The following is a 15,180-nucleotide window of genomic DNA, read 5'->3' on the forward strand; positions in this document are numbered from 1 at the left end:
GTTAGTTCCCAAATTTAACCAATTTTGACCCTCAGAATTTGTTGTGTTGATTTTTCGACTTTAAATCTATTGTCAGCGCGATAACCTACTACCCAGACAATTTGATCGTTCGAACATAAAAGCCACACTTCTTCCTTGGTATATTGGTCTATCTTCTCATCCTTTAAAAATTTGGAAAGTTTTTTCTTGCCTTCCATACCAAATGGTACAAACCAATCTCCTTTCCTTTTTTTTCTTAGAACTAAAGGGTACTTAAGCTTATCCTTATCAACATAAAGCGTGTTTTTTGTGAACCCATCGAATTCTTCGACCAATTCAAAATTGAGTTTTAAAGGTTTGTCAATTCTTTTATCTGTTTCTTGAATTGAAATGGCGTCTTGACTTTCTGTTGACGGTAAAGCTTGCAGAATTAAACTTTTACGATCTTTTAATAACCGATGTGTGTTGGAACGAATTTCCTTACCGCTAGTTCCATCCAATAAGCGTAGCATATCCTCCCACTGGGTAAATCCAAATTCAGCAAAGATTAAGTATAGAAGGTCCTCTTTAGGATTTTGCTTTTGCAATTTTTTAATTGAAATCTTGATGAAATTATCCTTCAATTCAAACAGTTTCTTTTGGATTTCAAATTTGTAACGTTTCAAAATCTCTTTTGTCGAACCCAAGTGATTCAGGGTCTTTTCAAAGTTTTGAAGAAATTCTGGGTTCAGGTCCTTTAGACTGGGCACAACCTCGTGCCTGATTTTATTTCGTAAATATTTTGTTTCCGAATTGCTGGCGTCTTCCCTCCAATTCAAATTGTTATCTAAGGCATAGTCCTTAATTTCATCTCTTGTAAATTGTAACAAAGGTCGGATTATGCGCCCATTTTCTTCGGGAATTCCGGTTAAACCAGCTAATCCGGTGCCGCGCGAGAGGTTAATTAAAAACGTTTCGAGGTTATCATCTAAATGATGCGCGGTAAGCACATTTTTGAAACCATGTTCCCAAATCAGTTCTTTAAACCATTGGTAACGCAAATCTCTGGCTGTCGTTTGAATTGAACCCTTTTTTTCATTTGATTTGAGGTCAAAACTTTTTACAAAAACCCTTTTGTTCAGCGAATCCCCTAATTCACGTACTAAAGTTTCATCTGCATCACTATCCTTTCCCCTAAGCTTGTAATTGCAATGCGCCAAGGCAAAATTCAACTTCAATTCATGACACAAATGAACCAGGGTTATGCTGTCAAGTCCACCGCTACAAGCAATTAATAGTGAGGTCTTATTCGTTTTCCAATGCCACTGAGCAATATGTTCTTTAAATTTTTCTAGCAAAAGACTATAAACTGTTTAAAAAGCGTTGCAAAGCTTCTTTATGGGCATCTGACAATTCTGAATCAGTAATACCCAAATCCGCATCAAAATTCTCATGGAAAAACGGGAGTGAAAAAGTGGCGCAAATCTCAGCACCAAATCGAGGTAAGAGACTCTCAATTACACCCAGTGCACCAATTCCTCCCCTTTTTCCTGGTGCGGTTGACATTAGCAAAACCTTTTTGTCCAAAAGAAATTTTCGCTCTAAACGAGAAAGCCAATCCAACACATTTTTAAAATAGGCAGAAGGATTCCCATTGTGTTCATTTACAGATATGATAAGTCCATCAACCTTCTGGATGTCGTTTTTGAATTCGACCAGTGAATTGGAATAGCCTTCTTTTTTTTCGGTATCCTCACTGAACATCGGGAAAGGGTAATTCGCTAGGTTCAAGGTTTGAATCTGGTGACCTTCGACCAATTTAACAGTGTATTTTACTAATTTATAATTAATGGAAGTTGAAGAATTACTCCCTGCAAATGCTAAAAGTTGAGCCATTTTTTAAAATAAATAGGTTTTTCGCTAAAATACCCTAAATCAGATGGTTTTGTATGGATTTTCTCTAATTTCGCCCTGTTAAAAATCCAAATACGACCGGAAAGAGTATATAGGTTTACAAATGGAGATCAAAACGCAGTCGAACCGCCTTTTTTTTATAGATGCCATGAGGGCATGGGCCATCTTAATGATGCTGCAAGGGCATTTTATTGACGGCCTTTTAGAACCCTCTTTTCGTGATTCATCGAACGCTGCCTATAATATTTGGTTGTATTTTAGAGGAATTACCGCCCCGGTATTCTTTACCGTCTCCGGGTTTATATTCACTTATCTATTGGTACGTGTACCCCAAATCGGTTTTGAAAATCCGAGGGTAAAAAAGGGTATTCGCCGCGGATTACAATTGTTATTAATTGGATATCTGCTACGACTTAACCTCTTTGGGCTATTCAAAGGAGAAATTTACGGAGCTTTCTTTTTGGTCGATGTGCTTCACTGCATTGGTCTTTCAATACTCGCAATTATTGGTGTTTATTTGTTTGCCTCTAAAAGAAAGAAATTTGTCTTTCCATTGATTTTAGTTTCAATAACCTTGTTATTGTTTCTGTTTGAACCAATTTACAAGCAGTTCAATTATGGGTTTTTGCCAGTCGGAATTGCAAATTATCTAAACAAGGTCAATGGCTCGGTTTTCACCATAATACCCTGGTTAGGTTATGCCACCATTGGTGGAGCTTTAGCCCTGCTATTCAAAAGATTTAAGGATTTTAAATACCTATATCCAACAGCAATTATAATGGCACTTATAATTGGTAGCTCCTTATTGTTCTTTTCATCTCCCCTTTTTGCTTGGCTTTATGAAACGAGCGGTTTAGGCTTGTTCAACATGATACAATCAAATAACTACCTCTTTATTCGTCTTGGTGATGTTTTTTTGGTGTTTGCCGTATTTATATTGGTTAGAAGTTTGTTGACCAATAAAACGATTCTAAAAATTGGCGCGAGTACGTTGACCATTTATGTGGTCCACTTTATAATTCTATATGGTAGTTTTACCGGATTGGGCCTTTACAGGTTCTTTCACCATGAACTACAACCGCTAATCGTTATTCCAGGAGCACTTCTATTCATGCTCGCTTGTACGGGTATTTCACTGAAATACATGAAGCACGAGGTCGAAATCAAGCAACAATTAACTACAGCCATTCAATTTGGGAAGGAACAACTACTTTGGGTATACCAAAACTCATTGCCCTTAATAAAAGGATTGGTACATCGGTTGCGAATACTACTTCAGCGCTTGTTCGGTCTTATCAGAAACTAACCCTTAAATATGCAGCGGCCTATTGTCCGTTGCGGCTAATGCAGCTTCCTTAACCGCTTCAGCATAGGTCGGGTGTGCATGGCTCATTCTAGACATATCTTCTGCTGAAGCTCGAAACTCCATTGCCGTGACAGCTTCCGTAATCAAATCTGCGCAACGAGCTCCAATCATATGTACGCCGAGAACTTCGTCCGTTTTGGCATCAGCCAGAATTTTCACAAAACCATCAATATCCATACTTGCCCTCGCCCTTCCCAATGCTCGCATTGGAAATTGACCTGACTTGTATTCTACTCCTGCTTCTTTCAATTCTTCCTCGGTTTTGCCAACGGCGGCAACTTCAGGCCAGGTATACACCACCCCTGGTATTAAATTGTAGTTGATATGTGGCTTCTGACCGGCTAAAATTTCAGCGACCATGGTACCTTCTTCCTCTGCTTTGTGCGCCAACATGGCACCGCGAATCACATCTCCAATTGCATAAATATTGGATATACTGGTCTGTAAATGGTCATTTACTTCAACTCGACCCCGGTCATCAAGCTTAACGCCAGCAGCTTCAAGGTTCAATCCATCAGTATACGGCCGTCTTCCAACTGACACCAAACAATAATCACCCTTGAATTCTACCTCCTGACCCTTTTTATCGTCTGCTTTGACGATGACTTCATTTCCTTTACGTTCAACAGACTTGACCTTATGTGAAAGGTTGAATTTTACCTTTTGTTTTTTCAACACCTTCATCAGTTCTTTTGAAAGCGCTCCATCCATTCCGGGTATAATACGGTCCATATATTCAACAACGGTCACTTCAGCTCCCAATCGTTTGTACACTTGGCCCAGCTCCAATCCAATTACGCCTCCACCAATGACTATCATATGCTTTGGAATCTCAGGAAGTTTCAAGGCCTCAGTTGAAGTGATGATACGCTCTTTATCTATCTCGATAAATGGCAAGGTCGACGGTTTTGACCCAGTAGCTATAATGGTATGTTTCGCTTCAATGGTCTCTGATTTTCCCTTAGACTTTTTGATTTCTATATGGGTAGCATCGGTAAAGCTTCCTACACCTTCAAAAACATCAATTTTATTTTTATCCATCAAAAATTGAATTCCCTTGGTGGTTTGGTCTACTACCCCATCTTTACGGGCAATCATTTGCTTTAAATTGACTTTGACTTCACCTGGAATTTCAATACCATGTTCCTCAAAATGTTTGACCGCGTCTTCATAATGATGCGATGAATCCAACAAGGCCTTAGAAGGTATGCAGCCAACATTTAAACAAGTACCACCCAATGTGGCATACTTTTCAATTATGGCAGTTTTCATTCCCAACTGGGCACAACGAATTGCGGCCACATAGCCACCTGGTCCCGAGCCGATTACGGCTACATCATATTGACTCATAAATCTTATGGATTTTTAAAATCGAATTGTGTTTAAAACAACATCAAAAATACGAATGTTTTAAGGAATAATCTTCACCCATTCATGGGCATTAATGGAAATCGAACCGCACTAAGATGGCCGGCCCACAACCCAGCTAGAAGCATCGCATTTGAACCGGACTCAAAGCTCAAGATGCCTTGAAAACCCTCACAATTCTCAAAAATCATGAATTTCGCCAGTATGAATAGGGATACAAAAATATGTGGTAAGATGCTTTTTCTGACTACCATTAAAGACACAATAAAACCACTCACCCATGCAGAAGCAAAAAGAGAGGATTCCAATAATACAAGTTCAGTATTCGAAGCTGTACATAGGGAAAAACCTTTAAAAAAAACGGATTTGGTTAGTGTTGTGTATAAGACCAAAATTAAAACTCCCATAACGGTTGCAGCCGAAATGAGAGTGGTATATAGTCGTCTGCTCATTTTTTGATTGGATTGATACCCTCCAAATTAGCAGTAATATGTCCTTAAGAGATGCCTTTTAACAGTAGATTAGGTTAAACTTTTACAAAAGTATTTGAGTGGTTTGTTTCACAGCATCTATTGAAAATGAGCTTTGTGTGCTACCAATCTGATCTATTGCAGTGAGCTTGCTAACCATAAATTCACGGTATGCCTTCATGTTTTCAACATTGATAACCAAGATATAGTCATAGTCCCCACTGATGTGGTGACACTCGGTAACCTCTACCAATTCCTGAATCTGTTTTTCAAATCGTTTGATATTATCTTTTGTATGTTGTATTAATCGCACATTACAAAAAACTGTGAAGTCCTTTTTGATTTTTGACTTATCCAAAATAGCTACATACCCCTCAACTACACCTTCACGCTCTAATTTTCGTATTCGTTCATAAGTTGCAGTGGTAGAAAGATCAAGTTCAAGGGCGTAAGCCTTTGTGGTCTTTTTGCAATCTTTTTGCAGAAGATTTAGGAGCTTCTTGTCGATTTCATCCAAATCCATAGGCAGTAATTTTTCTGTTAAGCTAGAATCAAACTACTAAATTTAGAACGTAAATCTATTATTTAGTATTATCTAGATTATGCTTCTAAATATATACAATATGATTGATTTTTAATCAAGTTAATTAGACTTTTGAATAAAAATCATCTCAATGAAATCCAAAGCAGCACAACAATTACAGGACTTACATTATTTTGGGGAATTCGGTGGTGTAAACCCATCGATTTCTGATTCTTCCACTTACACCTTTCTATCAGCCAAAACCATGTTCGATACTTTCGAAGGGAATACCGAAGGTTGTTACTTGTATAGCCGTCACTCCTCCCCTTCCAATTTATATTTGGGTGAGGCAATGGCTGCATTGGAAAATACGGAATCGGCAAATGTTTATGCAAGTGGTATGGGTGCCATAACAGCAACCGTAATGCAATTGTGCGCTGCCAACCAACATATCGTTGCCAGTAGAACCATTTATGGTGGTACCTATGCCCTAATGAAGAACTTCCTTCCAAAGTTACATATCAATACAAGTTTTGTAGATATCACCAACCTTAAAAAAGTTGAAGCTGCAATCACAGAAACAACTAAAGTCCTTTACTGCGAATCAGTCAGTAATCCGCTTTTGGAAATAGCTGATATCGAAGGGCTATCGGCATTAGCTAGGAAATATGGAATTGCTTTGGTGGTTGACAACACCTTCTCTCCCCTTACCATTAAACCAGCAGATTTGGGAGCGGATGTTGTGATACATAGTTTGACCAAATTTATTAACGGTACTAGTGATTGTGTGGCAGGAGCTGTTTGTGCCTCTACTGAATTTTGTTTGGCCTTGAAGGATGTTAATGATGGTGCGGGCATGCTTATGGGCAGTACCCTTGATAGCTTGCGTGCCTCTTCTATTCTTAAAAATATGCGCACACTACATATTCGAATGAAAAAACACAGTGAAAATGCACAGTACTTAGCGGAGAAATTTGAGACTGATGGCCTTCGTGTTGTTTATCCTGGTCTAGAATCCCATCGTGGCCACAAGGACCTTAAGAGGCAAATGAACGCTGAATATGGTTTTGGTGGTATGTTGACAATAGATGTTGGTTCATTGGAAAAAGCGAATTTATTGATGGAATCCATGCAAAAAGAGAACCTCGGGTACTTGGCGGTAAGTCTAGGATTTTACAAAACGCTATTCAGTGCTCCGGGCACTTCGACATCTTCAGAAATACCACTTGAAGAACAACAAGAGATGGGTTTGACAGATGGCCTGATACGATTTTCAATTGGTCTGGATAACGATATTGAAAACACTTATTTAAGGATGCGGAAATGTATGGAGCAACTAGGCATTTTTGAAACTTTAGCGCTATCGGTCTAATTAATTTGGTTTGCAGATCAAGGGTATAAATTGTATTATTATCCTTAATCTAGTAACCAAACCATGCCAGAAAACAAAAAGCCAAAATTTCGCGAAGAAGAAAACGTTGTCGAAAACGTTGAATTGAATATTTGGGAAGCCCTTATTCCTGTTTTCGCCCTTGTAGGCATGTTGGCCTATAATGTTTACGTATTCGGCGATGATGCCTTGAGCGGCTCAAATCAATTCATTCTATTACTTGGTGGTGCGGTTGCTGCAATAGTTGGTTTCTTCAACAAGGTATCCTACAAACAAATGTTGGCAGAAGTTGCCGAAAACGTTCGCTCAACAACTGGAGCTCTCCTAATCTTATTAATGGTTGGGGCACTTTCGGGTACTTGGCTGGTTAGTGGAATTATCCCTGCAATGATTTATTACGGCTTGCAAATATTAAATCCAACTATTTTTCTAGCGGCTTGTGTCATCATTTGTGCTATCATTTCAATTGCTACGGGAAGTAGCTGGACTACAGCGGCGACCGTGGGAATTGCACTAATTGGAATCGGTGAAGCTTTGGGGATTTCGCTGGGAATGACTGCTGGGGCAGTGCTATCAGGAGCTTATTTCGGAGACAAGCTTTCGCCCCTTAGTGATACAACCAATTTAGCACCGGCCATGGCAGGAGGCGAGTTGTTTTCACATATAAGATATATGACCTTGACTACGGTGCCAACAATCACGGTAACCCTTTTAGTATTCATTATCCTCGGGTTTACAATTGAAACTTCTGGTGTAGCAGACACTGATGCTATTTTAGCGAATATCGATGCGGCCTTCAATATAAACGGATGGCTATTTATAGTTCCGTTGGTAGTTATCTTTCTTATTGTTAAAAAGGCCCCTCCTCTAATGGCGTTGCTTATCGGAACATTGCTTGGCGGTGTTTTTGCACTGTTCTTTCAACCTGATATCGTTGCAAAGATTGGCGGTGGTGAAGCATTGGATTTTGCTACAGGCTATAAGGGTATTTTGAATGCGATTACCGTCGACACCTCAATTGAAACTAGCGATGCTGCTCTGAACGATTTGTTTTCTTCAGGAGGTATGGCCGGAATGTTAGGCACCATTTGGTTGATTGTTTGCGCCATGGTTTTTGGAGGAATAATGGATGGTATTGGTGCATTACAACGCATTACAAAATCCTTGTTGAATCTTGCGAAAACCACCTTTGGATTGTTTGCCAGCACCGTTGGGAGCTGTCTGGCGCTAAACGTAACAGCCTCGGATCAATATTTGGCTATTGTGGTACCAGGAAAAATGTTCTCTAAAGCCTATGAGGAACGAGGGTTAGCTCCTGAGAATCTTAGTCGAACTTTAGAGGATTCCGGAACTGTCACCTCTGTGCTTGTTCCTTGGAATACTTGCGGTGCGTACCATTCAGGTGTATTGGGTGTTGGCGTTGGTGAGTATTTCCTATATGCAATTTTCAATTGGCTGAGTCCGTTTATGACTCTTCTTTTTGCTGCATTCAAAATTAAAATCAAGCAATTGGCCTTGCCAAATAATGCATAAAATGCATTGGGCTTTTTAGTAATTTTGCACCTTCATTTACAATTATTTACTACAACAAAGAAAATATATGGCATCAGTTACTTTAGGGGGAACACCCGTTACAACATCAGGAGAATTACCTTCAAAAGGCACTTCCGCACCAAACTTCGACCTCAAAAAGGTTGACCTATCACCAGCCAGTTTAGATGACTACAGCGGCCAGAAGGTCGTAATGAACATTTTTCCAAGTGTTGACACTGGTACTTGTGCTGCTTCAGTACGCCAATTCAACCAAGAAGCAGCTGAACTCGAAAACACTAAAGTCTTATGTATCTCTAGGGATTTACCTTTTGCCCAACAACGATTTTGTGGTGCTGAGGGCATTGAGAATGTAGAAATGTTATCAGACTTTGAATCGGGAAATTTTGGAAAGAGTTACGGATTGGAATTTGCCGATGGCCCTTTTAAGGGTTTACATTCAAGATGTATTGTAGTCCTTAATACCGAAGGAACGATTGTGCATACCGAGCAGGTAGCTGAAATTGCTGACGAACCCAATTATAAAGCTGCGTTAGAAGCCTTAATGGATGCCTAAGGAAACCTTGTTGCAAAATAGGATCAAGGGTGTAAAAGTTGCACTTAAAGGCGCACTTTTATTGGTAAAGACCGAGGCCAGTATTAAAGTGCAATTCGGCATCGCTATTTTAATGACCATTATAGGATTCGCTTTACAAATTTCGAATACCGAATGGATGTTACAATTCTTTGCCATTGGTCTCGTTATGGGTATTGAGGGCGTGAACACTGCAATTGAAAAACTGGCTGACTTTGTGCACCCAGACCATCACGAAAAAATTGGTTTCCTAAAAGACATCTCGGCAGGTGCCGTAATGATTGTGAGCCTTGTTGCCGTGCTCATTGGCCTCATTATATACATTCCAAAAATAATGGCACTAACAACTATTTAAGGACTGTAACCGTAAATTTAAAAACCAAGTAAACGCTAAATGGCCAAGAAGCGCAGAACATCGAAAGCGAAAACAACTGCAAAGAAGAAATCTTCGGGTTTCACCTTTTCCAAACAAAATAAAATCATCTTTGGGAGTTTGCTCATTGTATTGAGCATAGCGCTTTTCTTTTCGTTCTTAAGCTACTTTTTCACTTGGCAAGCTGATCAAAGCTTGCTTACCGAATTTTCCGATAGAAATGCCAATGCAAAAAATCTATTGAATAAATTCGGAGCAGCTGTCAGTCACTTTTTTATGTACAAAGGCTTTGGCTTAGCAGCTTTTGTCTTTCCACTATTATTGGCAATAACAGGTCTATACCTATTTCTTGGCCTTGATAGCAAAAAGTTATGGAGCAAATGGATATGGGGATTATTGGCAGTTATCATGATTTCCATTTCACTAGGCTTTTTCTTCTTCGAAAAACCGTTATTAGGCGGTGTCGTAGGTTATGAGATGAATGACTTTCTGCAAGACTATATTGGTAGGATAGGAATTTTTCTAGTCCTGATTTTTATGTTGGTCGTAGTTTCTGTTCGATTGTTTAATTTTTCTCCAGAAGCCATCGGAAATTATTTTCGCGAAGCAGGGATTAAAATACCGGAACGAAAACCTCGGCAAAAAAGAGAAAAGAAAACAGCTCAAACTGTACTTTCTGAAGATAATCCAACAGTGGAATTTGATTTGGATAAGGCTCCTGACGGTCCAAGTCTGACCATAAATGATGCATATACCCATAAAAAAGACATTCCGTCCGTCAATCCTGAAGCAGGTCTCGATGTAAACCTTCCTGAAATTGAAGAAGAACAAATTGCCTTAAAGGTTGAGGAGGTTGTTGAAGAAAAGGAGGTTACCGATATCAAAGCCGACAATTTGGTGAAGAAATACGGTTTCTATGACCCAAAACTTGATTTGGCCAAATACAAATTTCCACCTTTAAATCTTCTGGACCCCCACGGAGTTTCAGGTGGCATCACCATCAACCAAGAAGAATTAGAGGAGAACAAAAACAAAATTGTTTCTACACTTAAAAATTACAAGATTGGAATTTCGCAAATCAAAGCGACCATTGGGCCAACTGTAACGCTTTACGAAATTGTTCCTGAGGCCGGTATTCGAATTTCCAAAATCAAAAACTTAGAAGACGATATTGCCCTTTCTTTAGCAGCATTGGGCATTCGAATTATAGCACCAATTCCAGGGAAAGGTACTGTCGGAATTGAAGTCCCAAATAAGAACGCAACAATTGTTTCTATGCGTTCGGTAATTTCATCGAGCAAATTTCAAAAGGCAGAAATGCAATTGCCCATTGCATTCGGTAAGACCATCAGCAATGAGACTTTCGTGGTCGATTTAGCCAAAATGCCCCACTTGTTAATGGCTGGTGCAACAGGTCAAGGTAAATCGGTAGGTTTAAATGCGGTTATCACCTCCCTGCTCTACAAAAAACATCCTGCAGAAATCAAATTTGTACTCGTCGACCCTAAAAAGGTTGAATTGACACTTTACAATAAAATTGAACGGCATTTCTTGGCAAAACTTCCGGATTCTGAAGAAGCTATCATTACAGATAATACCAAGGTAATCAATACGCTGAACTCGCTCTGTATCGAAATGGACCAGCGATATGAATTATTGAAATTGGCAATGGTTCGAAATATAAAGGAATACAATGCCAAGTTTAGAAATCGAAAATTAAATCCAAATGATGGCCATAAGTTCCTGCCCTACATCATTCTAATCGTAGATGAGTTCGCCGATTTAATCATGACTGCAGGCAAAGAGGTTGAAGCACCTATTGCGCGGTTGGCACAATTGGCAAGGGCCATTGGTATCCACTTGATTATTGCGACACAAAGACCGTCGGTCAATGTCATAACCGGAATAATTAAAGCTAATTTCCCGGCTCGGGTGGCATTTCGCGTAACTTCAAAAATTGATTCCAGAACCATTTTAGATTCACAAGGTGCTGATCAGTTAATCGGTCGAGGTGACATGTTGTTTACACAGGGCAACGATGTAATTCGACTGCAATGCGCATTTGTTGACACCCCTGAGGTTGCTAAGATTACAGAGTATATTGGTTCACAACGGGCGTATCCTGACGCACATTTATTACCAGAATATGTCGGTAGTGATGATTCTGGCACGGGAGTTGATTATGATATCTCGGATAGGGATTCAAAATTCCGTGAAGCTGCAGAAGTTGTAGTAATTGCACAACAGGGTTCGGCTTCCCTAATCCAACGAAAATTAAAATTAGGGTATAACCGTGCCGGTCGAATTATCGACCAGTTGGAAGCTGCAGGTATCGTCGGTCCCTTCGAAGGAAGTAAGGCCAGACAGGTTTTAGTACCAGATATGCACAGTTTAGAACTATTATTGCAAAACGAAACAAACACATAATGAAAAAAGTACTTTTCTTTTTATCCATATTCACATTCGCATTCACTCTAAATGCGCAAAACTCAGAAAAGGCGAAAACGCTATTAGATGAAGTTTACACCAAGGTCGTTTCCTACGAGAACATCAAAATTGACTTTACCTACTCCTTAGAAAACAGCGAGGCAGGAATTAAACAGGAAACCAATGGTAATGTCACATTGAAGGGGGATAACTACCTCGCTAATCTATTTGGTTCTACCCAACTTTTTGATGGAAAAAAATTATACACCATAGTGCCTGAAAATGAAGAAGTAACAATAGAAGATCAAATAGACAATGATGAAACCGTCACTCCTTCTAAAATGCTGACCTTTTATAAAACCGGTCATAATTATGCTTGGGATATCCTTCAAAATAGTAGTGGAAGGCAAATTCAGTTCATCAAATTATCCCCAATTGATAGTAATACCGAGATTAAGTCAATCTTATTGGGTGTTGACACACAAACAAAACATATTCACAAGTTGATTGAAACCGGTAAAAATGGCACCAAAACGACCATCACCGTTAATTCTTTCAAAACCAATCAACCCTTGTCAAAAAGCTTATTTACTTTTGACGAAGCCAAATACAAGAATGAAGGCTATTATATCATTAAGAATTAATGCATTCAGCAGGTGTTGCCCATAATTGACCGATACGTTTTATCGCGTTTTCTTTATAACTTTTTTGGTTCTTTTGCCGTCTTAATGGTCATCTTTATTTTCCAGACCATCTGGCTTTTTATTGATGACTTAGCAGGCAAGGATCTGGACCTCATTATTATTGGCAAATTCCTTTTTTACCTTACCCCTTCCCTACTTGATAAGGTATTACCGCTGACGGTACTTTTATCTTCAATACTGACTTTCGGCACCTTTGCTGAAAATTATGAATTTGCAGCCATGAAGGCTTCCGGAATTTCGCTTCAAAAAGCGATGCGCAGTATTGTCGTATTCGTAACCATACTGGGTATTGCTACTTTTTTTCTAGCTAACAATGTCATTCCTGTTTCAGAGCAGAAAATTTTCAATATGCGTAAGAACATCGCCAAAGTAAAACCTGCAGCGGTAATTGTAGAGGGTGTTTTTAGCGACATTGAAGGTGCCGACATGAATATGAAGGTCAGCGAAAAAGCTGGGGATAATGATCAGTTCTTAAAAGACATCATCATCCACCAGAAGCAGAATTCGCTAAACACTACGGTCATTAAAGCCAAGGAGGGTGAACTGATAAGTAGTGAGGAATCTGATTTGATCTCTTTAGTTCTTAAAGATGGGCACTATTACGAAGAGGTACAGCCAAAATCAAACAAAAACAAACGGAAGCATCCGTTCGCTCGTTCAGAGTTCGAAACCTATATAAAGAACATTGACATTTCAGAACTGAACAATCAAGATTTAGAGGCAGAATCAGACATCACCACTGACAAAATGAAAAATGTTGTGAGGCTCCGAAAGGATATTGATTCCTTGCGAAAAAACAACATCAACCAAGTAAAAGCCTTTTCCAAAAACATTACCTCTAGAATGGGGGCTTTTTTAATCAGCGACCGCGACTCCTTGAACAAACGCAAAGTTGAAACAAAGACCATAAATGACACTGTTGTGGTAGCAAAAGATGTTGATTTGGCATCGCTATTACCGGAATGGCAAAAAACGCAAGTCCTAGAAAATGCAAAAAACGCTGTGGGCAACGTATTGAACAGTATTCGTGGAAAAAAAGAAGAATTGGGCAAACGATATGAAGTTTACAACCGACATATTCTTTCGTTGCATAAGAAATTCGCCTTGGCATTTTCTTGTATAATTCTATTTTTTGTAGGTGCACCTTTAGGGGCGATAATTAGAAAAGGTGGTATTGGCCTGCCAATGGTGGTTGCCATTGTTCTATTCTTGGCCTACTATTTTTTAGGTGTATTCGCCGAAAACTATGCAAAAAAAGGCAACATGCTACCGATGATAGGCGCTTGGTTTTCAACGCTGATTATGTTTCCCTTTAGTATAATACTGACTAGACGGGCTACAGCTGATAAAGGATTAATGAGTATTGGCAATATTTTGGATGGATTTACACGAGTTTTCAAGAAAAAGAAAGATGATGCAGACAACAGCTGACAAGCGAATTCAATTGAATACGATTGAAGAAGCCATAGCGGACATTCGTCAAGGCAAAGTAATTATTGTGGTTGACGATGAAAACCGAGAAAATGAAGGAGATTTTGTTGCCGCTGCCGAGCTTACCACCCCCGAAATGATAAACTTTATGGCAACCCATGGACGTGGACTTATTTGTGCCCCGTTAACTGAAGGTCGCTGTGAAGATTTAGGTCTCGGCAAGATGGTAACCCATAATTCAGACCCCCTCGAAACGGCATTTACTGTTTCAGTTGATTTAAGGGGCAATGGCGTAACCACAGGTATTTCTGCTGCAGATAGGGCCAAAACTGTTCTTTCTTTGGTCGATAATCAGACCAAACCCCATGAACTGGCACGACCAGGACATATCTTCCCTTTGATTGCAAAGGAAGGTGGCGTACTTAGACGTACTGGACATACTGAAGCGGCCATCGACTTTGCGCGTTTGGCTGGACTCAAACCCGCAGGTGTTATAGTTGAGATAATGAATGAAGACGGTAGCATGGCTCGCTTACCCGAACTCTTCGAGGTTGCCCAAAAATTCGATTTGAAATTGGTCTCAATTGAAGATTTGGTGGCCTATAGAATGGAGCATGATAGTCTTATTGAAAAGAAAGAAGACTTCAAAATCAACACCCGTTTCGGTGAATTTAGACTTCGAGCCTATCAACAAACCACCAACGACAATGTGCATATAGCCTTGACCAAAGGATCATGGTCGGTAGATGAACCCGTTTTGACCAGAATCAATTCCAGTCAGGTAAATAACGATATTCTGGGGACCTTGACCAAAAACCCGGACAAGCAATTAAAGTTGATGTTTGAGACCTTAAACAATGAAGAAAAAGGAGCAATGGTATTCATTAACCAAAGTCAACAGGGCAACGAATTATTGGACCGTTTAAGCGAATTCAAAGAGCTACAAAAACAAGGGATTTCAGAAGCTCCAAAGATTGATATGGACGCCAAAGACTTTGGTATTGGAGCACAAATCTTACATGACCTAAACATTTCAAAAATTCGATTGCTCTCTAACTCGCAACAAACCCGTAGGGTTGGAATGGTTGGATATGGTTTGGAGATTGTTGAGTATGTTGGGTATTGAGTCTT

At 39.5% G+C, this 15,180-nt stretch carries 14 protein-coding genes; 9 read left to right on the top strand and 5 right to left on the bottom strand.

Translation table 11 applies throughout. The annotated features are described in order from the left end of the window. Window positions 1-14: 14 nt before the first annotated feature. Entirely contained in the window at window positions 15-1,316 is a 1,302-nt protein-coding gene (gene tilS, locus HCU67_RS11015; RefSeq protein ID WP_168552676.1) for a tRNA lysidine(34) synthetase TilS, read from the bottom strand. 4 nt (window positions 1,317-1,320) lie between these two features. Then, window positions 1,321-1,854: an NADPH-dependent FMN reductase gene (locus tag HCU67_RS11020; protein WP_168552677.1), complete on the bottom strand. Its 534-nt coding sequence runs from the start codon at window positions 1,852-1,854 to the stop codon at window positions 1,321-1,323. A 121-nt stretch (window positions 1,855-1,975) separates the two neighbouring features. On the opposite strand from HCU67_RS11020, the gene HCU67_RS11025 reads away from it, so the two are divergent. Beyond that, the gene (locus HCU67_RS11025; RefSeq protein WP_210423689.1) at window positions 1,976-3,178 is read left to right on the top strand and encodes an acyltransferase family protein; all 1,203 of its coding nucleotides are present in this window, start codon (window positions 1,976-1,978) and stop codon (window positions 3,176-3,178) included. A 3-nt stretch (window positions 3,179-3,181) separates the two neighbouring features. On the opposite strand, the gene lpdA is transcribed toward HCU67_RS11025, so the two are convergent. The 3 genes from lpdA to HCU67_RS11040 all read right to left on the bottom strand — a co-directional run bounded on the left by lpdA (window position 3,182) and on the right by HCU67_RS11040 (window position 5,599). After that, the gene (gene lpdA / locus HCU67_RS11030; protein ID WP_168552678.1) at window positions 3,182-4,588 is read right to left on the bottom strand and encodes a dihydrolipoyl dehydrogenase; all 1,407 of its coding nucleotides are present in this window, start codon (window positions 4,586-4,588) and stop codon (window positions 3,182-3,184) included. 74 nt (window positions 4,589-4,662) lie between these two features. Beyond that, complete coding sequence (locus HCU67_RS11035; RefSeq protein WP_168552679.1) at window positions 4,663-5,058, bottom strand: hypothetical protein; 396 nt, start codon at window positions 5,056-5,058, stop codon at window positions 4,663-4,665. Between the two features lie 82 nt (window positions 5,059-5,140). Continuing rightward, entirely contained in the window at window positions 5,141-5,599 is a 459-nt protein-coding gene (locus HCU67_RS11040; RefSeq protein ID WP_168552680.1) for an Lrp/AsnC family transcriptional regulator, read from the bottom strand. A 151-nt stretch (window positions 5,600-5,750) separates the two neighbouring features. Between HCU67_RS11040 and HCU67_RS11045 the strand changes: the two genes are divergently transcribed. From HCU67_RS11045 to ribB, 8 genes are all read left to right on the top strand, one after another. After that, window positions 5,751-6,971: an aminotransferase class I/II-fold pyridoxal phosphate-dependent enzyme gene (locus HCU67_RS11045; protein WP_168552681.1), complete on the top strand. Its 1,221-nt coding sequence runs from the start codon at window positions 5,751-5,753 to the stop codon at window positions 6,969-6,971. A gap of 63 nt (window positions 6,972-7,034) precedes the next feature. Continuing rightward, window positions 7,035-8,522 (top strand): Na+/H+ antiporter NhaC, encoded by a 1,488-nt coding sequence (gene nhaC / locus HCU67_RS11050; protein WP_168552682.1) that lies wholly within the window; start codon window positions 7,035-7,037, stop codon window positions 8,520-8,522. 67 nt (window positions 8,523-8,589) lie between these two features. After that, window positions 8,590-9,096, top strand: coding sequence for a thiol peroxidase (gene tpx, locus HCU67_RS11055; protein ID WP_168552683.1), 507 nt, complete (start codon window positions 8,590-8,592; stop codon window positions 9,094-9,096). Continuing rightward, window positions 9,089-9,469 carry a diacylglycerol kinase gene (locus HCU67_RS11060; protein WP_168552684.1) on the top strand — a complete coding sequence of 127 codons (381 nt, stop codon included), beginning with the start codon at window positions 9,089-9,091 and terminating at the stop codon, window positions 9,467-9,469. The genes tpx and HCU67_RS11060 overlap by 8 nt, the downstream gene beginning before the upstream one ends. Window positions 9,470-9,508: 39 nt before the next feature. Continuing rightward, window positions 9,509-11,914, top strand: a complete 2,406-nt coding sequence (locus HCU67_RS11065; protein WP_168552685.1) for a DNA translocase FtsK — start codon at window positions 9,509-9,511, stop codon at window positions 11,912-11,914. Further along, a complete protein-coding gene (lolA1, locus tag HCU67_RS11070) occupies window positions 11,914-12,558 on the top strand; it encodes an outer membrane lipoprotein periplasmic chaperone LolA1 (RefSeq protein ID WP_168552686.1) in 645 nt (214 codons plus the stop codon). The genes HCU67_RS11065 and lolA1 overlap by 1 nt, the downstream gene beginning before the upstream one ends. A 12-nt stretch (window positions 12,559-12,570) precedes the next feature. Beyond that, window positions 12,571-14,049, top strand: coding sequence for an LptF/LptG family permease (locus HCU67_RS11075; RefSeq protein WP_345890710.1), 1,479 nt, complete (start codon window positions 12,571-12,573; stop codon window positions 14,047-14,049). Then, the gene (ribB, locus tag HCU67_RS11080) at window positions 14,033-15,175 is read left to right on the top strand and encodes a 3,4-dihydroxy-2-butanone-4-phosphate synthase (RefSeq protein ID WP_168553494.1); all 1,143 of its coding nucleotides are present in this window, start codon (window positions 14,033-14,035) and stop codon (window positions 15,173-15,175) included. Before HCU67_RS11075 ends, ribB begins: the two co-directional genes overlap by 17 nt. Window positions 15,176-15,180: the final 5 nt, after the last annotated feature.

The sequence above is a fragment of the Croceivirga thetidis genome (genome assembly GCF_012272815.1).
In the GTDB taxonomy this organism is placed as follows: Bacteria; Bacteroidota; Bacteroidia; order Flavobacteriales; family Flavobacteriaceae; genus Croceivirga; species Croceivirga thetidis.

What these genes read in the sequence shown, in the direction of transcription:
- HCU67_RS11025 (WP_210423689.1), top strand. Translation starts at nt 1,976, where the DNA reads ATGGAGATCAAAACGCAGTCGAACCGCCTTTTTTTTATAGATGCCATG.
- nhaC (WP_168552682.1), top strand. Translation starts at nt 7,035, where the DNA reads ATGCCAGAAAACAAAAAGCCAAAATTTCGCGAAGAAGAAAACGTTGTC.
- ribB (WP_168553494.1), top strand. Translation starts at nt 14,033, where the DNA reads ATGCAGACAACAGCTGACAAGCGAATTCAATTGAATACGATTGAAGAA.
- HCU67_RS11060 (WP_168552684.1), top strand. Translation starts at nt 9,089, where the DNA reads ATGCCTAAGGAAACCTTGTTGCAAAATAGGATCAAGGGTGTAAAAGTT.
- HCU67_RS11040 (WP_168552680.1), bottom strand. Translation starts at nt 5,599, where the DNA reads ATGGATTTGGATGAAATCGACAAGAAGCTCCTAAATCTTCTGCAAAAA.
- HCU67_RS11020 (WP_168552677.1), bottom strand. Translation starts at nt 1,854, where the DNA reads ATGGCTCAACTTTTAGCATTTGCAGGGAGTAATTCTTCAACTTCCATT.
- lpdA (WP_168552678.1), bottom strand. Translation starts at nt 4,588, where the DNA reads ATGAGTCAATATGATGTAGCCGTAATCGGCTCGGGACCAGGTGGCTAT.
- HCU67_RS11045 (WP_168552681.1), top strand. Translation starts at nt 5,751, where the DNA reads ATGAAATCCAAAGCAGCACAACAATTACAGGACTTACATTATTTTGGG.
- lolA1 (WP_168552686.1), top strand. Translation starts at nt 11,914, where the DNA reads ATGAAAAAAGTACTTTTCTTTTTATCCATATTCACATTCGCATTCACT.
- HCU67_RS11065 (WP_168552685.1), top strand. Translation starts at nt 9,509, where the DNA reads ATGGCCAAGAAGCGCAGAACATCGAAAGCGAAAACAACTGCAAAGAAG.
- HCU67_RS11035 (WP_168552679.1), bottom strand. Translation starts at nt 5,058, where the DNA reads ATGAGCAGACGACTATATACCACTCTCATTTCGGCTGCAACCGTTATG.
- tpx (WP_168552683.1), top strand. Translation starts at nt 8,590, where the DNA reads ATGGCATCAGTTACTTTAGGGGGAACACCCGTTACAACATCAGGAGAA.